At 39.3% G+C, this 24,205-nt stretch carries 21 protein-coding genes; 19 read left to right on the top strand and 2 right to left on the bottom strand.

The genetic code is table 11. The features are described 5' to 3' along the window. The first annotated feature begins 38 nt into the window (after positions 1 to 38). The 18 genes from AC2TFD_RS25625 to AC2TFD_RS25540 all read left to right on the top strand — a co-directional run bounded on the left by AC2TFD_RS25625 (position 39) and on the right by AC2TFD_RS25540 (position 21,276). Positions 39 to 1,802 (top strand): hypothetical protein, encoded by a 1,764-nt coding sequence (locus AC2TFD_RS25625; RefSeq protein ID WP_484674184.1) that lies wholly within the window; start codon positions 39 to 41, stop codon positions 1,800 to 1,802. A 344-nt stretch (positions 1,803 to 2,146) separates the two neighbouring features. Then, positions 2,147 to 3,248 (top strand): peptide chain release factor 2 gene (prfB, locus tag AC2TFD_RS25620; protein WP_335518154.1). Its coding sequence is split into 2 segments (ribosomal slippage): positions 2,147 to 2,218 and positions 2,220 to 3,248, totalling 1,101 coding nucleotides; the frame shifts between segments, so codons are not numbered across the junction. Positions 3,249 to 3,515: 267 nt separating this feature from the next. Then, a complete protein-coding gene (locus AC2TFD_RS25615; protein ID WP_335568870.1) occupies positions 3,516 to 4,379 on the top strand; it encodes a YitT family protein in 864 nt (287 codons plus the stop codon). A 52-nt stretch (positions 4,380 to 4,431) separates the two neighbouring features. Continuing rightward, positions 4,432 to 4,755 (top strand): cytochrome c551, encoded by a 324-nt coding sequence (gene cccB / locus AC2TFD_RS25610; RefSeq protein ID WP_335518149.1) that lies wholly within the window; start codon positions 4,432 to 4,434, stop codon positions 4,753 to 4,755. A gap of 296 nt (positions 4,756 to 5,051) precedes the next feature. Then, entirely contained in the window at positions 5,052 to 5,738 is a 687-nt protein-coding gene (ftsE, locus tag AC2TFD_RS25605) for a cell division ATP-binding protein FtsE (protein WP_335514042.1), read from the top strand. Beyond that, positions 5,728 to 6,621, top strand: coding sequence for a permease-like cell division protein FtsX (gene ftsX, locus AC2TFD_RS25600; protein WP_335514044.1), 894 nt, complete (start codon positions 5,728 to 5,730; stop codon positions 6,619 to 6,621). Before ftsE ends, ftsX begins: the two co-directional genes overlap by 11 nt. Before the next feature lie 104 nt (positions 6,622 to 6,725). After that, positions 6,726 to 8,039, top strand: coding sequence for a murein hydrolase activator EnvC family protein (locus AC2TFD_RS25595; protein ID WP_484674183.1), 1,314 nt, complete (start codon positions 6,726 to 6,728; stop codon positions 8,037 to 8,039). 173 nt (positions 8,040 to 8,212) lie between these two features. Next, on the top strand, positions 8,213 to 9,667 hold the full coding sequence (locus AC2TFD_RS25590) for a S41 family peptidase (RefSeq protein WP_335514048.1): 1,455 nt from the start codon (positions 8,213 to 8,215) through the stop codon (positions 9,665 to 9,667). Between the two features lie 252 nt (positions 9,668 to 9,919). Further along, complete coding sequence (locus AC2TFD_RS25585; protein ID WP_484674182.1) at positions 9,920 to 11,113, top strand: PDZ domain-containing protein; 1,194 nt, start codon at positions 9,920 to 9,922, stop codon at positions 11,111 to 11,113. A gap of 122 nt (positions 11,114 to 11,235) precedes the next feature. Beyond that, positions 11,236 to 11,817, top strand: a complete 582-nt coding sequence (locus tag AC2TFD_RS25580; protein ID WP_484674181.1) for a putative ABC transporter permease — start codon at positions 11,236 to 11,238, stop codon at positions 11,815 to 11,817. Positions 11,818 to 11,941: 124 nt separating this feature from the next. Next, positions 11,942 to 12,310, top strand: a complete 369-nt coding sequence (locus AC2TFD_RS25575) for an ArsR/SmtB family transcription factor (RefSeq protein ID WP_484674180.1) — start codon at positions 11,942 to 11,944, stop codon at positions 12,308 to 12,310. A gap of 279 nt (positions 12,311 to 12,589) precedes the next feature. Further along, the gene (locus tag AC2TFD_RS25570; RefSeq protein ID WP_484674179.1) at positions 12,590 to 13,537 is read left to right on the top strand and encodes a cation diffusion facilitator family transporter; all 948 of its coding nucleotides are present in this window, start codon (positions 12,590 to 12,592) and stop codon (positions 13,535 to 13,537) included. Between the two features lie 273 nt (positions 13,538 to 13,810). Next, positions 13,811 to 14,050 (top strand): CsbA family protein, encoded by a 240-nt coding sequence (locus AC2TFD_RS25565; RefSeq protein WP_335516771.1) that lies wholly within the window; start codon positions 13,811 to 13,813, stop codon positions 14,048 to 14,050. Positions 14,051 to 14,283: 233 nt separating this feature from the next. Further along, complete coding sequence (gene uvrB, locus AC2TFD_RS25560; protein WP_335516769.1) at positions 14,284 to 16,263, top strand: excinuclease ABC subunit UvrB; 1,980 nt, start codon at positions 14,284 to 14,286, stop codon at positions 16,261 to 16,263. Between the two features lie 7 nt (positions 16,264 to 16,270). Then, positions 16,271 to 19,141 (top strand): excinuclease ABC subunit UvrA, encoded by a 2,871-nt coding sequence (uvrA, locus tag AC2TFD_RS25555; protein WP_335568873.1) that lies wholly within the window; start codon positions 16,271 to 16,273, stop codon positions 19,139 to 19,141. 101 nt (positions 19,142 to 19,242) lie between these two features. Further along, a complete protein-coding gene (locus AC2TFD_RS25550; protein ID WP_335516426.1) occupies positions 19,243 to 19,560 on the top strand; it encodes a magnetosome magnetite crystal formation protein family in 318 nt (105 codons plus the stop codon). Positions 19,561 to 19,785: 225 nt separating this feature from the next. Then, positions 19,786 to 20,901 carry a DUF4097 family beta strand repeat-containing protein gene (locus AC2TFD_RS25545; RefSeq protein ID WP_484674178.1) on the top strand — a complete coding sequence of 372 codons (1,116 nt, stop codon included), beginning with the start codon at positions 19,786 to 19,788 and terminating at the stop codon, positions 20,899 to 20,901. 15 nt (positions 20,902 to 20,916) lie between these two features. Then, positions 20,917 to 21,276 carry a phage holin family protein gene (locus AC2TFD_RS25540; RefSeq protein WP_335516420.1) on the top strand — a complete coding sequence of 120 codons (360 nt, stop codon included), beginning with the start codon at positions 20,917 to 20,919 and terminating at the stop codon, positions 21,274 to 21,276. 67 nt (positions 21,277 to 21,343) lie between these two features. Here AC2TFD_RS25540 and AC2TFD_RS25535 read toward each other — a convergent pair whose 3' ends face one another. Both AC2TFD_RS25535 and nagB read right to left on the bottom strand, forming a co-directional pair. Then, positions 21,344 to 22,066, bottom strand: coding sequence for a GntR family transcriptional regulator (locus tag AC2TFD_RS25535; protein ID WP_484674177.1), 723 nt, complete (start codon positions 22,064 to 22,066; stop codon positions 21,344 to 21,346). 24 nt (positions 22,067 to 22,090) lie between these two features. Further along, the gene (nagB, locus tag AC2TFD_RS25530; protein ID WP_484674176.1) at positions 22,091 to 22,816 is read right to left on the bottom strand and encodes a glucosamine-6-phosphate deaminase; all 726 of its coding nucleotides are present in this window, start codon (positions 22,814 to 22,816) and stop codon (positions 22,091 to 22,093) included. Positions 22,817 to 23,185: 369 nt separating this feature from the next. Here nagB and hprK point away from each other — a divergent pair, with 369 nt between their 5' ends. Continuing rightward, positions 23,186 to 24,118 (top strand): HPr(Ser) kinase/phosphatase, encoded by a 933-nt coding sequence (gene hprK / locus AC2TFD_RS25525; protein WP_335516413.1) that lies wholly within the window; start codon positions 23,186 to 23,188, stop codon positions 24,116 to 24,118. The last annotated feature ends 87 nt before the right edge of the window (positions 24,119 to 24,205 follow it).

Genomic DNA, 24,205 nt, shown 5'->3' with positions numbered 1-24,205 from the left:
TAAATGGCTTTTATTATGTACAGAAAAAGGTGGATATTATGAAGAGGACGAACTATAGACAAAGGTTATTTTCATATATTGTCATAACGAGCGTTTTCCTTAGTTCTTTCCTTTCTTATTCTCCTGCTGACATCGTTTTTTCTGCTCAAGGTGATCCTTATTTAGAGGTGAAAACTCCGAGTGAAGCAGCGGTGTTTGATGTTACAACGGTTGAATTTACAGGCAGTTTGTCAGATGATCGTACACCACCTGATCAGCTTTCACTAAAAATTTTTGAGAAACTTGATTCCGGGAGTGAGCCTATTGAAATTACGAATGATGGGCAGTTGAAGATTTCTGTTGAGGGCCAAAACGGTAATTGGGCATTTACAAAGGAATTTACCGAAGGAAATCATTTACTTTCTTTTGTCCTTATGGATATGGACGGAAAGTCAGTCGAAAAAAGCATGAATTTTACGGTTAAAGAGCCAGTTGTCGAAGTGAAGGAAACACTAACGGAAGAAACTATCATAGAGCCGGTGATTCTGACAACAGAAACTGTACAGACTGCGGTTGAAGATAACGTTCCAAGGCCATATATAGTAGATATGAAAATTATCCCGCCAGGTGTTACAAATGCAAGTGAGTACTTACCTGCTGAGGATATGACCCAAGTCCCTTTGGATTCAACAATCATGGTGGTTATCAGAGAAACTGGGGCATTACATTACACTCAACCTTTGTTTGTTTCATCAAGTAAAGGAGAAATCAAAAGTATAGAAGAATTAGACGGGAAAATCCCACAACGTAATGAAGATGGGGATTATGTTATTATGTTTACCCCTGCTGCACCGTTAGATTCAAGCACAACTTATTATGTTTATGTAAATCCTGCTATAACCAATGAATTTGGTCAAAGGATCTTTCCTAGATTCTTTAAATTTACTACTACCAATGTATATCATATAGGAGATATTCACGGAAACTACACGAATAATACCAATGCATGTGCATATTGTCATAGCACACATACCGGAAAAACTGCCACACTTGAAGGTGGAGAGTTTGGAGCTTCCGAAGATAATTTCTGTATGGTGTGTCATGATGGAACGAATGGATCACCAATGCCTGATAAATATAATAGTACAAACAAACATAATCAACACACAGACGCAGTATCCAAGAAATCTGAATCATGCACAAGCTGCCATAATCCACATGCTTCTTGGACAGCAGAAAATCCAGCTAGACTTCAAAGTGATCAAAAACCGGGGGCAAGTCACTTCCAAACCTTTACATATAAAAAGGCGGGAACAGCCACTGGTACTATCGAAGATTTTACCCTTTGCTTTAGCTGCCACGATGGCAGTAAAGCACCAAATATTAAACAATACTATGAGAGTGGAACTTTATTAGCAGAATCTGGTCATAACATTACTGCTGTCGATGGCAGTTCCCTTAATGGACAACTAGCCTGCGCAGATTGTCATGAAACACATGGTTCAAATAATATGATGTTACTGCGAGAAGAACTTGGTAATGTAAAAGTTGCAGATGCTGATAAATTTAAGACAACCGGCACTGCATGGGATGCTGCCTATGAGCGTCAATTCTGTTTGAAATGTCATAATAATACAACCGAGGTTTATGGAAAGACTGGTAAATTAAAAGATAAGAATACTTCTGGTGAACCAATCTTAGGTCATCAATCAGCAGATTTACAAAGCTGCTCTGCCTGCCATGGCGGTGCTAAAAGATCCTATATGGATGCAGCACATGCACCTAAAAAAGCCATTTACCTACCTGAACCAGCAAATCCTTAAAAACGAGAGCCCTCCTCTCGTTTTTTTGTTTGTGGATAAGTTAGCTAATCTACCTAAAGTAGTTAATAAATTGTAGATAAGTCCTGTGGATTTGTAGATATGTGGATAAATTATTTAAATTTTTGTAAAAGTCATGCAATTGGCTCTACTTATCCACAAACATTTTTGGGATTTACTAAACCTTCTGTTGATAAGTAGTAATCATGCACAGGTGGGTTCTCGTTGAATACTTCTTGTATTTATTTTTGTAATTCCCCCCATACTCAGTCTATAATGGAAAAGGAACATACGAACGATCATGTCATATGCTACAAACAGACGTAATTTTTATAGAGGTGAAGAAAATGGAATTAGCGGAAATTCGAAATGAGCTTGAGAAAACAGCTAAACGTTTAGCGGACTTTAGGGGGTCTCTTTGACCTTGAAAATAAAGAAGCAAGAATAGCGGAACTTGATGATCAAATGCTTCATCCTGATTTCTGGAATGACCAAGAGAAAGCCCAGACTGTTATAAGTGAAGCAAACGCACTAAAAGATCAGGTAAATGAGTTTACGAATTTATTTGAAACATTTGAGAATCTTGAAGTCAGCTACGAGCTTGTAAAAGAAGAAAGTGACGAGGAATTACAGGCAGAGCTTGAGGAAGAGTTGGTTAAACTAACCTCAAGATTAAACGACTTTGAACTTCAGCTACTGTTGAGCGAAGAATACGATAAACACAATGCAATCCTCGAGTTACATCCAGGTGCGGGCGGAACCGAGTCACAGGACTGGGGCTCCTTACTTCTTCGGATGTATACACGCTGGGCTGAAAAGAAGGGCTTTAAGGTTGAAACGCTTGATTATCTTCCTGGTGATGAAGCTGGGATTAAAAGTGTAACCTTGGCTATTAGAGGGCATAACGCCTACGGTTATTTAAAAGCAGAAAAAGGTGTACATCGTTTGGTAAGGATATCACCGTTTGATGCCTCAGGACGCCGTCATACATCGTTTGTATCTTGTGAGGTAATGCCTGAATTTAATGATGAAATTCAAATCGATATTCGTACAGAGGATCTCAAAATTGATACGTATCGTGCCAGCGGTGCCGGCGGACAGCATATCAATACAACGGATTCTGCAGTAAGGATTACCCACACACCAACAGGGGTAGTGGTGACTTGTCAATCCGAGCGTTCACAAATTAAGAACCGTGATGCAGCAATGAAAATGCTGAAGGCTAAGCTTTATCAGCGAGAAATCGAACAACAAGAGAAAGAACTATTGGAAATTCGCGGTGAACAAAAGGAAATTGGCTGGGGAAGTCAAATCCGTTCCTATGTTTTCCACCCATATTCAATGGTAAAAGACCATCGAACTGGTGCCGAAAGCGGGAATGTTCAAGCTGTTATGGATGGAGAAATTGATCAGTTTATCGACGCTTACCTGCGTTCGAGAATTTCATAATATAAGTAAAGCCTTTGCCAATGAGTCGGCAAAGGCTTTACTATTGGGATTTCACTTACACCTTATCATTTCCATAATCAACCCATTTTTGAACATAGACAATTAATAATCCCTCATAAAAACGATATGAATGACAAATACTAAATAAAATTTATCCCTTTAATGCGTTATCTCAATGCCATTTACAGCTAAATGTTGCCATGCTATACTCACATCGGTTGAAATCAGAAATGATAGCATAATGGTAATATAGAGGGGAATCGTACGATGAATCGCAGAAAAAACAAAAAAACTATACCTAAATTTAATCCTATAGTAGAATACATAAACATTTTAATTGGTTCGGCTATAATCGCGCTCGCTTTTAATGTATTTCTGCTGCCTAATCAAATCGCTTCAGGCGGCGTTAGTGGAATCAGTACAATTTTATTAAGTGTTTTCGGGTGGGAGCCTGCCTATGTCCAATGGGCTTTCAATATCCCATTATTTATTGCCGGAGTTGTTTTATTAGGAAAACAATTTGGCATAAAAACTCTAGTGGGTACTGTTTTTCTGCCATTTATCGTTTTTTTAACAAAGAATATTGAGCCATGGACGAATGATGCTTTGCTCGGAGCATTGTTTGGTGGAATTGGCGTGGGGCTGGGCTTAGGAATTGTCTTTAGAGGAAATGCCTCTACTGGCGGAACAGACTTGGCAGCGCAAATTATTACGAAGTACACAGGGTTAACCCTAGGAACGAGTGTTGTCCTCATTGACGGGCTAATTGTTCTAACTGCAGCGTTAGTTTTTGATATAGAACGCGGTTTATATGCATTAATTGCTTTATATGTGACAAGTAAAACGATAGATTTAGTCCAAGTTGGTTTTGGCAGGTCGAAAACGGCGATGATTATTACAAATAAACAAGAAGAAGTGCGTGAAGGAATTCTGAATAAAATCGACCGGGGTGTCACAAAACTTTCAGCGTATGGAGGTTTTACCGATAACGAGAGGCCTGTCCTGATGTGTGTGGTTGATCAGCGCGAGTTCACAAAATTGAAACAATTGGTTAAAACCCTTGATCCATCTGCATTTATCGTCGTTATGGACGCCTCAGAAGTATTGGGAGAAGGTTTCAAAAGGGCTTAATAGGGGCTATAATAAGTTTCGTATGGAAAATTCTTCTGAAGGGGGAGTAGTTATGAAGAAAAAGCTACTAAAAATGTTATTTGGAACAGCTCTGGTTATAAGTCTTGCAGCTTGCGGCGGCGGGGATGACGAGGGTGGAGGCGACACAGCTTCTGCTGGGGATGCTGAAAAAATTTACTCGCAAAAATGCTCAAGCTGTCATGGCGGTGACCTAAAGGGTGGTATGGGACCTGACCTAACAGCAGTGGGAGCCAGCAAATCTAAGGATGAGATTGCTGCAATCATTAAGGATGGTACGAATGGCGGAATGCCAGGAGGACTTATCGAAGGTGATGACCTTGACAAGGTTGCGGATTGGCTCGCAGCTAAAAAGTAATATAGTTGTAAACGTTCTGTATTTGTGCAGAACGTTTTTTATTTTAATGATTCTTATATTACTTTATTAAGATACTGTTAACTTTTGTCGAAAAATATAGGATATATATAACAACTTATACAGGTATTGAAAAGAAACTGTAATAATTTTACCGGTTTTTTTACGTGTATAGAATGTTATAATGAATTTATGCGAAATCCTGCATATTTTGTCTAGGATTTTGTTTTTGTGCAAGAAAATAAGAGGTTATTGTCGAATCTTTTTGTTTCGAAACTAACTTATAAAGGTGATTCTATATGATAGAAATGCAAGATGTATTTAAAAAGTACCCAAATGGGGTTACTGCGATAAATGGGATAGATGTTCGGATTAACCAGGGGGAGTTTGTTTATGTGGTTGGTCCAAGTGGTGCTGGGAAATCTACCTTTATTAAAATGATGTATCGTGAGGAAGTACCAACATCAGGAACGATAACGATGAATGGCGTTAACTTGGCTAAGATAAAGAATAAGAAGGTACCGATTTTCCGCCGGAATCTTGGAGTGGTTTTTCAAGACTTTAAATTATTGCCAATGAAGACCGTTTATGAAAATGTTGCCTTTGCTTTAGAGGTTATTGAAGCGCAGCCGAAGTTTATCAAGAAGAGAGTGATGGAAGTCCTTGATCTTGTAAACCTTAAACATAAAGCCAGAATGCTTCCAACAGAGTTGTCTGGAGGGGAGCAGCAGCGTGTTTCCATCGCACGTTCGATTGTTAACTCTCCAAAGGTAGTAATTGCAGACGAGCCTACAGGTAACCTTGATCCCGAGACTTCATGGGAAATCATGAATATCTTTGAGGAAATTAATAATAGAGGAACTACGATTGTTATGGCGACACATAACAGAGAAATCGTGAACACGATTAAACATCGTGTTATTGCAATTGAATCCGGAAAAATTGCACGTGATGAACAAAGAGGTGATTACGGTTATGAAAATTAGAACTCTTGGCCGTCATGCGCAGGAAAGCTTTAAGAGTATTGGCAGAAATGGCTGGATGACGTTCGCCTCTGTCAGTGCGGTTACGGTAACACTCATTTTAGTAGGCGTCTTTTTCGTTATTATGATGAATCTAAATAAGGTTGCTCAAACCATAGAAGAGGACGTTCAAATTCGCGTTCACATCGATGTTGCTGCGAATGAACAGGACCAGCAAAATTTAAAAGGTGAGATTGAAAAGATATCAGAAGTGCAAAATGTGAAATTTTCATCCAAGGAGCAAGAGCTTCAAGAATTAATTAAGAGTATGGGTGAAGAAGGACAAGCATTTAAACTATTTGAACAAGACAACCCACTTAACGATGTGTTCATTGTAAAAACGAAAAACCCTAAAGATACCATGAAAGCAGCAGATAAAATTGAAAAGTTAGAGTATGTTACCAAAGCTGTTTACGGTAAGGGAACCGTCGAAAAACTATTTAACTTTATTGAAGCGAGCCGTAATGTCGGTATTGTATTAATTGCTGGTTTATTTTTCACGGCTATCTTCTTAATCTCCAATACGATTAAGATTACAATTATTGCAAGACGAAGAGAAATTAAGATTATGAGGCTTGTAGGAGCAACGAATAGCTTTATTAGGTGGCCATTTTTCTTAGAAGGGTTATGGCTTGGTATACTAGGCGCTATCCTGCCAATTATCTTAATTTCGATTGCTTACTATAATGCGTATGAATATCTTGCACCGAAGTTAGTAGGGAACTTTATTCAAATTCTTCCATATAATCCATTTATTTATCAAGTATCGGGAGTTCTTCTTTTAATGGGTGGATTAATTGGGATTTGGGGAAGTTTGATGTCAGTAAGGAAATTCTTGAAAGTTTAATTCTTTTGAGGAAGGACAGTAAGAATATGTCCTTCCTGATTAATGTTTGCCGTATGATTACGATATAACCGTACATAAATAAAGGCAGGAGGGAGAAAACACCTTTGAAAAAAACAATAGTAACTCTTGCGGTTGCAGGAGCGGTCGGATTAAGTGGTATTTTTGGGGGAGTTGTCGAGGCTGCGTCCATTTCTAGCTTAAAGGATCAGCAAAATCAAATTGAAAAGGAAAAATCTGAATTATCATCTACTATAAACGATGCTGACCAACAGATTAATGGTTTAATTGAACAGCAGTCTGAAGTGAAAAAAGAAATGACACGTATTGATTTTGCAATTGGTGACACTCATAAGAAAATTAGTGAAAAAACAGCTGAATTGGAGGAAACCAAGGCAGAAATTACTAGACTTCAAGAAGAAATTAGAGTTACAAAAGAACGAATAGAAAAGCGAAATGAACTCTTGAAGGAGCGCGCCCGCAATTATCAAGAAACAGGCGGAATGGTCAGTTACCTTGATGTGTTAATGGGTTCACATAACTTTAGCGACTTTATTGACCGTGCCAGTGCGGTAGCGACGATTATGAAAGCAGACCAGGATATTTTAAAGCAGCATGAAGCTGATAAAAAGAGTTTAGAGGAAAATCAGGCCAAGCTAGAAGAAGAGCTTGCGAGTGTTCAAACTATTCTAGCTGATTTAGAAAAAATGAATCAACAATTGAATGCGCAAAGAGCTGAGAAGGATCGGTTATTGGCTTCTCTAGAACAGCAAGAAGATGAGATACATGAGCACAAAATGGAACTACAGGAAGAGGCACAACTACTTGCTGCCCAATCAGCAGCCATCCAAAAAGCAATTGCGCTTGAACAAAAGCGCCAAGAGGAGGCAGCAGCAGCTTCAGCGGCAGCCGCAGCTGCAGCTGCTTCAGCAGCAACAGCAGCAGCAAACAATAACTCTGGGTCAGGAAATGGTGGAGGGAATAGTACCCCGTCACAAACAACTGCACCTGTCTCTAGTGGGGCCTTCACCCTTCCAGCTAATGGAACATTTACATCAGGATTTGCTCCACGTTGGGGTTCGTTCCACTATGGAATTGATATAGCAAATAGAGCATCGGGTGTGCCAATATGGGCTGCTGCAGATGGTGTAGTCATTCAATCCTATTATTCTAGCAGTTATGGGAATGTTGTTTTTATTGCTCATTCAGTTAATGGACAAACATATACTACTGTTTCTGCTCATATGGAGGCGCGATTTGTCAGCTCTGGAGCAGTTGTTAAAAAGGGTCAGCAAATTGGAATTATGGGTAACACAGGAGACTCTACTGGAAAACATTTACATTTTGAGCTTCATAGAGGGGAATGGAATGGCAGCAAAAGTAATGCGATCAATCCAGTTGGAATTGTACCAATGCCATAATTATAAAAAAGGGAGAAGCCATGCTTCTTCCTTTTTTTAATGAAGAAAAATCCATACAAGGCACCTATCTACTTTTCTAGCATAACTCGTCCCTTCCTAACATAATAGTTAATAAACGGGCAGGGGATTAGGATATGAACATTCAATAGAAGCTGCACATGAGGGGGAGCAGGATGAAAAGTAAATGGATTGCCCTGATGGTGGTGGGTTCGCTTCTTACTGGAGCGGGGGGCACTTATGCAGGAATGCAATGGTTTGAACAAACAGAGGGGAACACAGCCCTTGAACAAACTTTTACCGAAGAAGAACAAATCGTTACGGGTCAGAGTGATACAGAAGAACTTTTAAAAGTGAATCAGGCATATGAATTAATCCAAAGCAAATATGTTGAAAAGGTAGATAATGAGAAGTTAGTTGAGGGAGCAATTCAAGGAATGTTAACTGCATTAGAGGATCCCTATTCAGTTTATATGAATAAGGAAACAGCAAAGCAGTTTAGTCAAGCTTTAGAATCATCATTTGAAGGGATTGGAGCTGAGGTGGGGATGGTTGATGGAAAGATCGTCATTATTTCTCCATTTAAAAATTCTCCAGCTGAAAAAGCAGGCATAAAGCCAAATGATGAGATTTTGAAGGTAGATGGGAAAAGTGTCGAGGGACTAGACCTTAATAAAGCTACTTTAAAAATACGTGGTAAAAAGGGAACTATTGTCTCTTTGGAAATATCTCGGAAGGGCTTAAAGGAACCTCTCACCATTAAAGTTACACGGGATGAAATTCCACTCGAGACCATACATGCTTCTGTAAAAAAGAAAGATGGGAAAAAGATCGGATATATTGAGATAACGTCCTTTTCTCAAGAGACAGCCTCAGATTTTAAGGAGGAGTTACGTTCGTTAGAGAAACAGGATATTGAGGGATTAATCATTGATGTCCGTGGAAACCCAGGTGGATTGCTGGTAAGTGTAGAAGATATCTTAAAGGAATTTGTTACAAAGGATAAGCCCTTTATTCAAATAGAGCAGCGAAATGGGGAAAAGGAACGGCACTTCTCTAATTTAGCAGAGAAAAAAGAATACCCTGTTGCTGTCTTAATCAATAAAGGCAGTGCATCGGCTTCAGAGATTTTAGCAGGAGCACTGAAAGAAGCCTCAGGTTATCAGTTGGTTGGAGAGCCGACGTTTGGGAAGGGGACCGTACAGCAGGCTGTTCCAATGGGAGACGGCAGCAACATTAAGTTAACTCTTTTCAAATGGCTTACACCAGATGGAAATTGGATTCATAAGGAAGGGATTAAGCCTGACATAGAAATCAAGCAGCCAGCTATTTTTAATACCCATCCACTCCAAATCGAGGAACCACTTAAAGAAGATATGAACAATGAGCAGGTAAAAAATGCGCAAGAAATATTAGCTGGTTTAGGATTTGCTCCGGGGAGAACGGATGGTTATTTTAGCGCTGAAACAAGTACTGCGGTCAAAGCCTTTCAACAAAATAACAACTTGCAGCCAACTGGAAAAATTGATGCCAAAACAGCTGCCAAGCTTGAAGAAGAAACCATAAAAGAAATGAAAAAGGAGAAAAATGATCTCCAGCTGCAAACTGCATTACGGCTAATTGCAAAATAATCAGGGAAACAGAGGCTTATGCCTCTGTTTTTGTATGTGACAAAATTATATAATTCCTTGGGGATGAAAGAGAATTTCCGTGGAAATATTGACGAAAAATCGTTGAATTTGGAAAATGACCGTAGTTGGCTGGAGAGAATTCGACAATTAATTTATTTTTCAAGAAACTAGCAATAGGTTTTATTCTTCCAATTTGGTAAAATAATCTTTAGGGCTAGACTAATAGATTTTATAATAAGGGTGGTGACTGAATTGGTGCAAATATGGCTTATTGAGTTGTTAAAAGGTACAGGAAAACTTTTTCTGCATCCTGTTTTTTACTATCTTATTTTCCTTTCCGGAATTCTGGGAGTGTCAAGAGTTAAACGGGAACGGAAAAATTTCCATAACAGGACGTTTGATGCTTACTATGAACTTCGACAATTGTTTCCATTAGGATTAATTCTAGGACTAGTGCTATCTGTAGCTGCTGTTTTGGCGGGTTTAACTGTTCCGTTTGCTGCCATCCTTCTCACCGCAGGCTTTACGTTTTTATGGAGTTTAACAACGAATATCCGGTTAATGTCGCCAGTCTATACAGTCGGTGCTGCCTTTTTCGGGATCATCATAATCGCAGAGTATAACTGGAGCATTCCAGTCTTTGAAGGGTTATTCAAGGATATAGATGAAAAAATCTATCCTTCTGTTGTCATCCTGTTGGCACTCTTATTACTTGCAGAAGGAATTCTTATTTTAAAAAATGGAACGAAAGGAACGTCTCCAAAACTGGTGAAAAGCAGGCGCGGTCAGAGCGTTGGTGCTCATGAAGTAAAACGCTTCTGGTTATTGCCAATGTTCCTGCTAATTCCTGGGAAGGTATTGACAATGCCATTCGAGTGGTGGCCGGTCTTTCATATCGGTATGGAATCCTACTCTTTAATCCTAGTTCCGTTTGCTGTCGGATTTAGCCAGCAGATTCAAGGCATGCTGCCAAGGCAGGCGATTCAGCTGCATGGACGAAGAGTAATCACACTCGGAATCTTAGTGCTCATTTTAGCTGTTATTGGTTATTGGTATCCGCTTGTATCAATTATAGTTGCTGCTGTGGCAATTATCGGCCGTGAAATGATCTCCTTAACACTGCGGTTGAAGGATGATAATTTACCGTTTTATTTTTCAAAGAAAAACAACGGTTTAATGATTATTGGGATTATACCTGAATCACCAGCACACAAAATGGGGCTGCAAGTTGGGGAATTAATTTCAAAAATCAATGGTGTGAAAATTACTGACGAACAAGTTTTTTACGAAGCTCTGCAAAAAAATCGAGCTCATTGTAAGCTCGAGGTTTTGGATATCAATGGTGAAGTTCGATTCGTACAACGGGCATTGTATGAAGGTGACCATTATGAATTAGGTATCCTTTTTGTCCAGGATCAGAGAAAGTTTGTTGAAGAAATTAGCTAAGATAAAGTTGTGGGGAGGGGAGTCAGCTTGCTCTCTCCTTTTTGTCTTTACCGGTATATTTGTAACCACGAGTGCGAAACCTAACAGGGGAATTTATTATCCAAGAAAGGTGGTTTAGCCATATGATTAGTTTTTTAGACTTTAACTCTCCTGTGAATGTAAATTTTGATGGAATTTCCGCTGTTGTTTTTTATTTTACCATTTATTCGTTAATTGGCTGGCTATTGGAGAATACCTATAGCCTCGTCACAAAACGGAAATTTTTTAAACCGAATTTTTTTCTTGGACCTTTTAAGCCGATGTATGGTTTTGCCCCTGTTCTCTTGGTTTATTTAATCGGTCCGGAAACAAGTTGGCCAGTTATTTTGTTACTATGTTTTTTTATTCCTACCTTTATAGAGTACGTCAGCGGGGCACTACTACAGAAATGTTTCCAACGTCAATGGTGGGATTATTCTGATATGCCGCTGCAAGTTCAAGGTCATATCTGCCTGCCATTTTCTCTTTGTTGGATTCTGCTCTCTTTTGCCTGTATCAAATGGATTCATCCTGTCATTATTTCTGCTTATAAAGTCTCCGAATTACTATGGGCATGGATTTGGCCGGCAATTATATTGTATTTTATTGCAGAGCTTACATTATCGATTCGCAGACATTCAGTCCATGCTTTGGAAGAAGCAGAATCGCCCAATCCAATTCAATAAAGAAAAACTCTCCTTCTGTTTAATAAGAAGGAGTTTTTTTTGAAAAAATAAAAAAGATTGACATTCAAACTTTGATTTGAATATCATATAATCAAATAAAGATTTGAATGTATGAGGTGATGGAATGAAGGAACGTGATATTTGTGAGGTTACCTGTGTTGATACACACAAAACCACAAGAATGCAGCCTTTAGTTGAAAAAAGCAATATTGTTGAGGTCACAAAGCTTTTTAAAGCCTTATCAGATGAAACACGAATGAAAATCGCTTATGCACTTACCATGGAAAACGAGCTGTGTGTTTGTGATGTGGCTAATATTGTTGGAGCAACAACGGCGACAGCTTCCCACCATTTGCGCCACCTGAATGGCTTGGGGCTTGCAAAATACCGTAAAGAAGGGAAATTAGTCTATTACTCCCTTGATGATGATCATGTAAAACAATTAATTCATATTGCCTTCGAACATCAGGAAGAAGTATCCAGTCGAAGGTAGGAATGTATTACAAAGGCTATTTTCGTAAATATTGTTGTTAAAATCTTAAAGCCGATTTTAACTTTGTTAAAATCCTAAAACCGATTTTAACTTGGAAATAGCTATTTTGAGCTATAGAATTTAGTTTGCTGGCTCTTTTCTTATTAAATGCTGTTTTCTGCAGAAACTTCGCACAATCATAAAATTTTGTTCCAAAAAGGAACAGAGCTTAAGAAAAGAGCATTACAAAAAAGAGATAAGAGAAAACTAAGAGACAACTCTAGTTGGGAGAGGATATTTATGGGACATCATCATCACCATGGACACTCTCATGGGCATTCACATGGTCACGGACATGGACATGGGCATTCACATTCTAGTAATAAAAAAGCATTACTGAGTTCTTTTATTATAATTGCTGTTTTTATGGTGGTTGAGGTTATCGGCGGAATTCTAACAAATAGCTTAGCTTTATTATCGGACGCCGGTCACATGCTTAGCGATGCGGCAGCCCTAGGATTAAGCTATTTTGCAATTAAATTAGGAGAAAAACAAGTATCACAGGAAAAAACCTATGGTTACAAGCGTTTTGAAATCATTGCCGCTGCTTTAAATGGGCTCACTCTTATCATCATTTCCTTATATATCTTTTATGAAGCGTTTCAGCGCTTCTTTGCTCCGCCTGAGGTGCAAAGTACAGGGATGCTGATTGTATCCGTAACAGGTTTAGTGGTTAACATTATCGCAGCCTGGATTCTAATGAGTGGTGACAAGGATGATAACCTAAATGTTCGAAGTGCGTTTTTACATGTACTGGGAGACATGCTGGGCTCTGTTGGAGCTATTGTCGCAGCCTTGTTGATTATGTTCTTCGGCTGGACCATTGCTGACCCAATTGCCAGTGTGATTGTCGCGGTATTAATCATTATCAGCGGTTTTCGTGTTACCCGGGATTCCTTCCATATCCTAATGGAAGGTGCACCATCCCAAATTGACATTCAGCAGGTTAAACAAGCCCTCAGTAAAATCCCGCTTGTTAAGGAAGTTCATGATTTACACATCTGGACCATTACTTCTGGGTATCCGGTATTAAGCTGTCATATTACGATTTTAGATGAAGCCGTCCATGATGATATTCTGGCTCGTTCACAAAAAATTCTTCATGATGAATTTCATATCGAGCATAGTACTATTCAAGTCGAAAAAGCTGAAATTGGCTGCCCGAGCCCGCATGGAAATTGCAATTAATTTAATAAAGGCTGTGTTCGTAAAGATTGTTGTTAAAATCTTAAAGCCGATTTTAACGTGGTAATAGATATTTTGCACTTTAGAATATATTTTGCAGGCTCTTTTCTTATTAATTTACTCTATTTCTTGCACTAACTTAGTACAATTATTAATTCTTGTTCCTAAAATCAACAAAGTTTAAGAAAAGAGCTTGAAAAATACAGCTAATTTATTGCAATTTTGTGAATAAATTTCTAAAATAGATAGACAGAAACAAATGAATGAGGTGTACCCATGGAAGAGGTTTTTAGATACTTGTCGGCGTTTATATTGCCAGGATTGCTCGTGCTGCTATTTACCCGGGTCACTTATAATCGCTACATTGGTCTTGCATTAACCGTTGGACTCATTGCTGCTTCTGTTTATAAAGGTTATACCAACACCTTTCCACTTATTGTAATAGATGCATTTTCCTTAACAGCCGGTTTCTGGCTCGCAGCTAAGATGAAGCAAAGAGTCCTCAAAAAAACGTAGCTTCATTCAAAAATCAAAGTCTGTCAATAAAATGGCAGGCTTTTTTTGCTTTTAATATAAATAAACTTAATAATCTACGAGAAAATCGAATGTAGGTTCGCATATTGTTGGTTAGTTTTTAGGATATTGTGTTAGAATGATACTATTAGATGTAAGAGGAGCACTTTCCGGCACCATCCCGGACTTTTTGCATGTTGAAAAGCCAGAAAGTGTGTGAATCGGGAGGGAATTTTGTGAAGGACCAATTTGAATTAGTTTCGAAATACTCGCCCCAAGGTGATCAACCGGAAGCGATCCGTCAATTAGTTCAGGGAATTAATGAGGACAAGCGTTATCAGACGCTGCTTGGTGCCACCGGAACGGGAAAGACTTTTACTGTTTCCAATGTAATTAAAGAAGTAAATAAGCCGACACTTGTGATCGCTCATAATAAAACATTAGCGGGGCAGCTTTATAGCGAATTCAAGGAGTTTTTCCCAAATAATGCTGTTGAGTATTTTGTCAGTTACTATGATTACTTTCAGCCTGAAGCCTACGTTCCATCGACAGATACATTTATTGAAAAAGATGCGAGTATAAACGATGAAATTGATAAGCTTCGTCACTCGGCGACCTCCTCCTTGTTTGAGCGGAAAGATGTCATCATTATCGCTAGTGTATCGTGTATTTATGGTCTCGGTTCACCTGAAGAATACAAGGAGATGGTACTTTCTTTAAGAACAGGTATGGAAATTGAGCGTAACAAGCTGCTTCACCGTTTGGTGGATATTCAATATGAAAGAAACGATATTGATTTTAAGCGTGGTACGTTCCGTGTTCGTGGCGATATTGTGGAAATATTCCCTGTTTCGCGTGATGAGCATTGTGTCCGCGTAGAATTTTTTGGAGATGAAATTGATCGCATTCGCGAAGTAGATGCTTTAACAGGAGAAATCATTGGTGAACGTGAGCATATCGCCATTTTCCCTGCATCCCACTTCGTCACTAGAGAAGAAAAAATGCGATTGGCGATTGAGAACATTGAAAAAGAACTCGAAGAACGTTTGGAAGAATTGCGTGATGAGAATAAATTGCTCGAAGCACAGCGGATAGAACAGCGGACTCGCTACGATCTCGAAATGATGCGTGAAATGGGTTTTTGTTCAGGTATTGAGAACTACTCACGCCATCTGACTCTGAGACCAGCAGGCTCCACGCCATATACGCTCCTCGATTATTTTCCAGAAGATTTTCTTCTCATTGTTGACGAATCGCATGTTACATTACCTCAAGTAAGGGGAATGTTCAATGGTGACCGAGCACGAAAACAGGTGCTTGTTGACTTCGGATTCCGTCTTCCGTCAGCGCTAGATAACCGGCCGTTGACTTTTGATGAATTTGAAAAGCATATTCACAATGCAATCTTTGTTTCGGCAACACCAGGACCATTTGAGCTTGAGCATACTCCAGAAATGGTTCAGCAAATCATTCGTCCTACAGGTTTATTGGATCCAACCATTGAAGTGCGCCCTATTGAGGGACAAATTGACGACATCATTGGTGAAATTCAGGAGCGAATCAAGAAGAATGAACGTGTATTGATTACGACTTTAACAAAGAAAATGTCAGAGGACTTAACGGATTATCTGAAAGAAATCGGTATTAAAGTTCAATATTTGCATTCTGAAGTCAAAACACTTGAACGTATTGAAATCATTCGTGAGCTGCGGCTCGGTAAATACGATGTTCTTGTCGGGATTAACCTTCTAAGAGAAGGTCTCGATATTCCAGAGGTTTCTCTCATTACCATTTTGGATGCCGATAAAGAAGGGTTCCTCCGTTCGGAACGTTCATTAATCCAAACTATTGGCCGTGCGGCTCGTAACGCCAATGGCCATGTCATCCTGTATGCGGATAAAATGACAAATTCGATGGAAATAGCAATTAATGTAACAAGAGAGCGTCGGAGAATTCAAGAAGAATATAATAAAAAGCACGGCATTACGCCAATGACCATTCAAAAGGGAATTCGGGAGTCGATTCGAGCCACTCATGCTGCCGAAGAACAGGAAGACTACAAACCATCCGCAGCCTTTGGTAAGATGTCGAAGAAAGAAAAAGATAAGCTAATAGCCACGATGGAAAAGGAAATGAAAACAGAAGCAAAGGCGCTTAATTTTGAGCGAGCGGCCGAACTTCGTGATTTATTATTAGAGTTAAAAGCGGAAGGATGACGTAACCATGGCGATGGATAAATTAATTGTAAAAGGCGCCAGAGCCCATAATTTAAAAAATGTAGATGTCGCCATTCCGAGGGATAAGCTTGTTGTATTAACAGGACTTTCTGGTTCAGGAAAGTCCTCTTTGGCTTTTGATACGATTTATGCAGAAGGACAACGGCGCTACGTAGAATCACTCTCGGCTTATGCACGGCAATTCCTGGGACAAATGGATAAACCGGACGTCGATTCCATTGAAGGACTATCTCCAGCGATTTCAATAGATCAAAAAACAACAAGCAAGAACCCTCGTTCAACCGTAGGAACGGTGACGGAAATTTATGATTACTTGCGATTACTTTTTGCCCGTGTTGGAAGACCGACCTGTCCAATCCACAACATTGAAATTTCTTCGCAAACGATTGAGCAAATGGTCGACCGTATTTTGGAGTATCCAGAACGAACAAAAATGCAGATCCTTGCTCCAATTATATCGGGTCGAAAAGGGATGCATGTTAAAGTATTAGAAGATATAAAAAAACAAGGCTTTGTGCGTGTTCGTATAGATGGAGAAATGCTCGACCTTGGAGATGAGATTGAATTAGATAAAAATAAAAAACATTCGATTGAGGTTGTTGTTGACCGGATCGTCGTCAAAGAGGGCATGTCCGCTAGGATTGCAGATTCTCTTGAATCGGCCTTACGCCTTGGTGAAGGTAAAGTGCTCGTCGATGTCATTGGTGAAGAGGAACTCCTTTTCAGCGAAAACCATGCCTGTCCTCACTGTGGTTTTTCAATTGGGGAATTAGAACCTCGGATGTTTTCGTTCAATAGTCCTTTTGGTGCCTGCTCAGAGTGTGACGGACTTGGTTCCAAGCTCGAGGTAGATGTTGACCTAGTGATACCCAATAAGGATTTATCTTTGAAACAGCATGCCATTGCCCCATGGGAGCCGACGAGTTCACAGTATTATCCGCAGCTGCTCGAGGCTGTTTGTAACCATTATGGTGTTGATATGGATATACCGTTCAAGGACATCCCAAATCATCTTATAGAAAAAGTTCTTTATGGAGTAAAAGGTGATAAAATTTATTTCCGTTATGAGAATGATTGGGGACAAGTTCGTGAAGGGCATATTGAATTTGAGGGCGTCATCCGTAATGTAGAGCGCCGTTACAAGGAGACAAGCTCTGATTATATTCGTGAGCAAATGGAGAAATACATGGGTGAACAGCCGTGTCCGACCTGTAAAGGCAATCGGTTGAAAAAAGAGAGCTTAGCTGTGTTAATCTCTGGACGTCATATTTCTCAACTAACACATTTATCAATTGAAGAAACCTATGATTTTTTTAAAAGCATATCCTTATCGGAAAAAGAAATGCAGATAGGCAAGCTGATATTTAATGAGATTCATGAGCGCCTAGGTTTCCTCATGAATGTAGGACTCGATTACTTAAGTCTTGGCCGTGCATCAGGGACTCTCTCTGGAGGAGAAGCGCAGCGTATTCGTTTGGCAACCCAAATTGGTTCAAAGTTAACAGGCGTACTCTACATTTTAGACGAGCCTTCGATTGGTCTTCATCAGCGTGATAATGACCGCCTAATTGAAACGTTAAAGCATATGCGTGATATCGGAAATACCTTGATTGTTGTTGAACATGATGAAGATACCATGATGGCTGCTGATTACTTAATTGATATCGGGCCAGGTGCAGGGGTCCATGGCGGTCAAATTATATCTGCGGGCACACCTGCTGAAGTTTTAGCCGACCCGAATTCGTTAACTGGGCAGTATCTATCCGGCAAGAAGTTTATTCCATTGCCACTCGAGCGACGCAAATCAGATGGAAGATATATCGAAATTAAAGGGGCTTCAGAAAATAATTTACGTAATGTAAATGTCAAGATACCTTTAGGTATGTTTATCGCTGTCACGGGTGTGTCTGGTTCCGGGAAAAGTACACTGATTAATGAAGTCCTTCATAAATCACTCGCACAGAAACTAAATCGCGCAAAAACAAAGCCTGGTGAGCATAAAGAGATTATCGGTATGAATTATTTAGAAAAAGTCATCGATATTGACCAATCACCAATTGGCAGGACACCACGCTCCAATCCTGCAACCTATACAGGTGTATTTGATGATATCCGAGATTTGTTTGCAACAACGAATGAAGCGAAAGTCCGCGGTTATAAAAAAGGACGTTTTAGCTTTAATGTTAAAGGTGGACGCTGTGAGGCATGTAAGGGAGATGGAATCCTCAAAATCGAGATGCACTTCCTGCCGGACGTCTATGTTCCATGCGAGGTATGTCATGGAAAACGCTATAACCGTGAAACGCTCGAAGTGAGATATAAGGGAAAGAATATTGCGGAAATTCTAGAAATGACGGTCGAGACAGCTGTACAGTTTTTCGAAAATGTCCCAAAAATCAGCCGCAAGCTGCAGACGATTTATGATGTTGGTCTTGGATATATAAAATTAGGTCAACCTGGAACAACTCTTTCTGGCGGAGAGGCACAGCGTGTAAAGCTTGCTTCTGAACTTCACCGCCGTTCAAATGGAAAAACCTTTTACATTTTGGATGAACCAACGACTGGTCTTCATGTTGATGATATTTCAAGGTTGTTAGTCGTTCTCCAGCGCTTAGTTGAGACTGGCGATACTGTCTTGGTGATTGAGCATAATTTAGATGTCATCAAAGCCACAGACTATATTATCGATCTCGGTCCTGAAGGCGGGGACAAGGGAGGGACCATTGTCGCTTCAGGGACCCCTGAAAAAGTCGCAGAGGTACCAGGTTCGTATACAGGCAAATACTTAAAGCCTATACTAGAGCGTGACCGGTTACGAATGAAGGAACAAATCAAAGAAAAAGAAACGATTGGATAGAGCTAAGACCTTTGGGTTTTAGCTTTTTTGTATAGAGGAACCATTTTTTTGAAACCTTCATCCTTTCCCATCCGTAATATACGGTAAGGGGAGTGATGGATATGGAAACAAGGAAGGTCCTTTCTGGCTTATGTTACTTTAGTATTTTTTTTGCTGGGATTCTTTTTCCGCTTGTCGTGATGTTCGCCTCAGGAGATGATGTCACAAAAAGCCATGCTAAAAAGGCATTTTTATCTCACTTAATTCCACTAATACCAGTTCCACTGCTAATATTCGCTATATTTAATGATTTGAATGCTATAAATAATGAAGCTATTCCTGTTTTTACACTGGTCACTGCAGGAATAATAATCTTAGTTAGTCTGATTGTCACGATATGGAATGTGATAAAAGGCGTAAAAGCCTTCATGATGGAATAGATTTTATAGAAAGGCTGTTTTCATAGATATTGTTGTTAAAATCTTAAAGCCGATTTTAACGTGGAAATAGTTACTTTGCGACTTTGAATTTAGTTTGCAAGCTCTTTTCTTGTTAAATTTATACTGTTTTCTGTGAAGACACAGCAGGATCATTAATTTTCGTTATAAATAGCAACATAGTTTAAGAAAAGAGCCTAAAGAATACTTTTATTGGAGTGGATGATGATGAAGGAAGAACGAAAAAGGATTTTAAAGATGGTAGAAGAAGGAAAACTAAATGTCGATGAAGCATTAACCTTATTAGAAGAACTTGAAAAACCAGGGCAAACTATGGAACAAAAGCAGGAGCAAATTGCTAAGGAGATATCAACAGCTTTTCAGTTTGAAGAAGCAAAGAAAGAAGAGGGTGCTCATAGTAAAGTTCATTCAGCGAAAGAAAAAATCTTTCATTTTGTTGACACAGCATTGAAAAAAGTGAAAGACCTTGACCTTGATTTGAACTTCGGTCAGTCCGTAGAAATCTCACATATCTTCCATCAAGGCGATGTTTACTTACGAGATATGGATATTGATCTTGCTAATGGCTCCCTTAAGCTTGTACCTTGGGATCAAAACGATGTCAGGATTGAATGTAATGCAAAGGTGTACCGTGTAGATAACTCCGATCAGGCACGGGAGAACTTTTTAAAAGATGTTTTATTTGCGATTGATGGGCAAAAATTGCGGTTCATGACCCAGCAGAAATGGATGAAGGTGGATGCGGTAGTTTATGTTCCTCAAGCTGAATATGAACGGGTTCGTGTAAGCCTATTCAATGGTCCAATTTCAGGAGAAGAATTATCCATAAGTGATTTACGGATGAAAACGGCCAATGGAAAAATTGAACTAACACGATTAAATGGGAAAAAGGCCGAAGTTGAAACCGCAAATGGTCATATTACCCTAAATACAAGCACCATAGATAATCTTGAAGTAGAAACCATTAACGGAGCGATTAAGCTTGATGGCGATTTTGGAAAAGTTGAGACACAAACATTAAACGGGAATACCACCTATAATTTAACCGGAAACCGTTGTGAATTAATTTCGGCGAAAGCGACGACAGGCGGTATTGATTTGTATATTCCTGATGGAGTGGCTGCTAGCGGAGAGTTAAAGACGAATTTAGGCGGTTTTAATATTAAACTTGATGGAATCCAGGTTCTTGAAGAAAAGAGTGAAATGATTCAAAAAATGCTTCGCTTCCAATCGGTCAATCATCCAGACCGGATGTTAAAGATATTTGTCGATACGAAAACAGGGTCCATTACGCTTCATAAATCGGCTGAGGCAAGCAGTTAATAGGAGATTTGATAAATGAAATGGTTGATTGGGATATTAATAAATGCAGTTCTGTTTATGGCAATTGCAGGCTATTTTTCTGAAAGCTTCGTGCTTGATGGCTTTGCCGCTGCACTAGGAGCAAGCTTCTTATTATCAATTATAAATATCATTGTGCGGCCAATTCTCGTTATTCTAACTTTACCTGCCACCATTTTAACATTAGGTTTTTTTCTGTTTGTCATTAATGCGATAACGCTTGAAATCACCGATTATTTAATGGGCGATGCCTTTGAGATTTCAGGTTTTGGGATGGCATTACTTGCTGCCATCATTATGTCAATCATAACTCTGGTTTTAGATAAAACGATACTTAAATCATCAAAAGAAAAATAAAGGCTGTTCTAAGAAAATGAGCCTAAAAAAAGAAGCAATTGGCCGGGAGGGCTAATTGCTTCTTTTTTTATCGTTTCATGGTATGAATAAAGCGATAGCGGTCGGCACGAAAAGTGGATTTAACCAATTCAAAAGGTGTTCCATTGGCTAAATAAGAAATACGTTCGATTAAAAGGATAGGGTCACCTTCCTGAATCGCCAATCCTTCTGAGACATGACGATCTGCAATCGACGCTTCTATTTCCTGGATAGCTTCACTAATAGAAAGTAAGAGATTCTCCTCAATGTATTGGTAAAGGGAGAGGTTGCTATTCTCTTCTGTTAATCCGGGAACGATTTCAATTGGAATATAGGCAGTTTCAAGTGCCAATGGAGCACCGTCCGCTAAACGAATCCGCTTGATTTTATATACAGCAGAATTTTCATTTATCCTTAGCTTTTGGGCTACTTTGTTGACAGCAGGGATGATTTGAAAGGATAAAAGGTTACTGCTTGGCTGCATTCCCCTCGAAAGCATGTCCTCCGTAAAACTCGTCATTCCTAGAAGCTCTTGTTCCACCTTTTTCTTATTAACAAACGTTCCTCTGCCTTTTTGCCTCTTTAAATAACCTTCGGAAACCAAATTATTGATTGCCTGTCTTACAGTCATGCGGCTTATGTGAAACGTTTGTGCATATTCCCGCTCGGAGGGAATGAGTGCTTCTTCCTCTAGTGAACCATTATTGATTTGTTGTTTAATGATTTCTTCTAGTTGGTGATAGATTGGAATGGGTGAATTTTTATTAATCATCCTGAAAACTCCTTGCCCAGAACGCTAGATAAATTTACATGCGGCCCTATCTGCAATCACAGTGACTTGATGATGATTTTTTAAGGCAGACGCTGGGAAATCTTCGCTTATTTCTCCGTTCATGAACTTTAAAAGTGCTTCTGCTTTATTTTCTCCTGATATGAGGAGAAGAATTTCCTTACTTTCGAGTATGGTAGCGATCCCCATGGTTATTGCATGTGTTGGCACTTCGTTAATGGAGTTAAAAAATCTTGAATTGGCCTCCCTTGTATCTTGTGCAAGAGTGACGATATGTGTCCGGCTGGAGAAGGGAGTTCCTGGTTCATTAAAACCAATATGCCCGTTCTGACCAATACCGAGTATTTGGAGGTCGACTCCGCCTAGATCCTTAATCAGCTGTTCGTATCGCTGACATTCTAGCTTCAAGTCAGAAGCTGTTCCGTTTGGAATATGAGTATGAGCTTCGCTTATTTCAAGATGTTGGAATAAATTTTCTCTCATAAAATAATGATAGCTATTAGAATCTTCAGCAGGGAGGCCAATATATTCATCTAAATTAACCGTTTTGACCTCTCTATAGGAGGTGCCATTTGACTTATGGTCATGGATTAAATAATCATAAGTACCTTTTGGGGTGCTTCCTGTAGCCATCCCTAAAGTTATAGCAGGATTAGAGCGGATTTTTTCTACAATTATTTTTCCTGCTTCTAAGCTCATTTCTGTATAATCTTCTGTACGTATTAGTTTCAACTTCATTACCCCTTTTTAAATGCCGTTTCCTCACGGCAAAATGTCAATTAAACTTGATGGACTTGATGTCCCCAATAAAAATCGAAAAATCAGATTCTTTTCCTAATAGAAAGGCAAAACTTGATCACCATAAAATAAGTACACATGCGTTTATTATAATCTCTAGTGGTTTAGTTGTCTATACCAGCTGTGGATTGTCTTCTTATTTATTTTACCAATAAATGAGGAATGTAGTATTCGAATAACTTCCATGTTGGTATGAAATATAAATAGTGCTAAAATAAGAGGAAATTGAAATAAAATAAACATTGATTACTGTCTAGCAGCAGCGCCCAAGCGCTTCCGCTTTTCGAATAAGGAGGAAATCATTTGCCAAAGGTACGTACAAAAGATATTTACGAGAGATTTCATCTAGAACTTATTAGCGGTGAAGAAGGAATAAATCGTCCGATTACTATGAGTGATATTTCAAGACCAGGAATTGAATTGGCAGGATACTTTGAATATTATCCAGCTGAACGAATCCAATTATTAGGTAAAACAGAGCTGTCCTTCTTTGCGGAATTGTCTGACCATGAACGTGTGTCCAGAATGGAACGGTTATGCACCGATATCACTCCTGCGATTATTATTACAAGAGGATTAGATGTGCCGGAAGAGCTAATTGAAGCTGCAGAACGTGAATCTGTCCCAGTGCTGCGTACGAATATGAAAACAACGCGTTTTTCAAGCAGGCTCACAAACTTTTTAGAAAGCAGGTTAGCCCCAACTACGGCTGTCCATGGAGTATTGGTGGATATTTATGGGATTGGTGTCTTAATAACGGGAAAAAGTGGTGTGGGTAAAAGTGAAACGGCGTTGGAATTAGTTAAACGTGGACATCGGCTTGTAGCGGATGATTGTGTGGAAATTCGTCAGGAAGACGAGGACACACTTGTTGGAACCTCACCAGATTTAATCGAGCATTTATTAGAAATTCGCGGGCTAGGCATTATTAATGTCATGACCCTTTTTGGAGCTGGAGCTGTTCGCAGTAATAAACGAATTACTATGGTGATTAACCTAGAGATTTGGGATGCCGCGAAGCAATATGACCGCCTAGGACTAGATGAAGAAAAAATGAAAATCATTGATACTGAAGTTACAAAAATTACCGTTCCAGTTCGTCCTGGACGAAACCTGGCCGTCATCATTGAAGTAGCAGCCATGAATTACCGTCTAAAACGAATGGGTGTGAATGCAGCACAGCAATTTACAGAACGCCTATCGGATGTCATTGAAGATGGAGACCACGAGGATTAAATAAATAAAGGCTGTTTTCGGATAGATTGTTTTTAAAACTTTAAAGCCGATTTTAACGTGGAAATAGTTGTTTTACCCATAAGAATA

It is taken from the genome of Neobacillus sp. plas4 (genome assembly GCF_057221695.1).
Note: the sequence above shows the minus strand (reverse complement) of the source record. Positions and strands in the feature narration are given on the sequence as shown.

What these genes read in the sequence shown, in the direction of transcription:
- AC2TFD_RS25625 (WP_484674184.1), top strand. Translation starts at nt 39, where the DNA reads ATGAAGAGGACGAACTATAGACAAAGGTTATTTTCATATATTGTCATA.
- AC2TFD_RS25615 (WP_335568870.1), top strand. Translation starts at nt 3,516, where the DNA reads ATGAATCGCAGAAAAAACAAAAAAACTATACCTAAATTTAATCCTATA.
- cccB (WP_335518149.1), top strand. Translation starts at nt 4,432, where the DNA reads ATGAAGAAAAAGCTACTAAAAATGTTATTTGGAACAGCTCTGGTTATA.
- ftsE (WP_335514042.1), top strand. Translation starts at nt 5,052, where the DNA reads ATGATAGAAATGCAAGATGTATTTAAAAAGTACCCAAATGGGGTTACT.
- ftsX (WP_335514044.1), top strand. Translation starts at nt 5,728, where the DNA reads ATGAAAATTAGAACTCTTGGCCGTCATGCGCAGGAAAGCTTTAAGAGT.
- AC2TFD_RS25590 (WP_335514048.1), top strand. Translation starts at nt 8,213, where the DNA reads ATGAAAAGTAAATGGATTGCCCTGATGGTGGTGGGTTCGCTTCTTACT.
- AC2TFD_RS25580 (WP_484674181.1), top strand. Translation starts at nt 11,236, where the DNA reads ATGATTAGTTTTTTAGACTTTAACTCTCCTGTGAATGTAAATTTTGAT.
- AC2TFD_RS25575 (WP_484674180.1), top strand. Translation starts at nt 11,942, where the DNA reads ATGAAGGAACGTGATATTTGTGAGGTTACCTGTGTTGATACACACAAA.
- AC2TFD_RS25570 (WP_484674179.1), top strand. Translation starts at nt 12,590, where the DNA reads ATGGGACATCATCATCACCATGGACACTCTCATGGGCATTCACATGGT.
- AC2TFD_RS25565 (WP_335516771.1), top strand. Translation starts at nt 13,811, where the DNA reads ATGGAAGAGGTTTTTAGATACTTGTCGGCGTTTATATTGCCAGGATTG.
- uvrA (WP_335568873.1), top strand. Translation starts at nt 16,271, where the DNA reads ATGGCGATGGATAAATTAATTGTAAAAGGCGCCAGAGCCCATAATTTA.
- AC2TFD_RS25550 (WP_335516426.1), top strand. Translation starts at nt 19,243, where the DNA reads ATGGAAACAAGGAAGGTCCTTTCTGGCTTATGTTACTTTAGTATTTTT.
- AC2TFD_RS25545 (WP_484674178.1), top strand. Translation starts at nt 19,786, where the DNA reads ATGAAGGAAGAACGAAAAAGGATTTTAAAGATGGTAGAAGAAGGAAAA.
- AC2TFD_RS25540 (WP_335516420.1), top strand. Translation starts at nt 20,917, where the DNA reads ATGAAATGGTTGATTGGGATATTAATAAATGCAGTTCTGTTTATGGCA.
- AC2TFD_RS25535 (WP_484674177.1), bottom strand. Translation starts at nt 22,066, where the DNA reads ATGATTAATAAAAATTCACCCATTCCAATCTATCACCAACTAGAAGAA.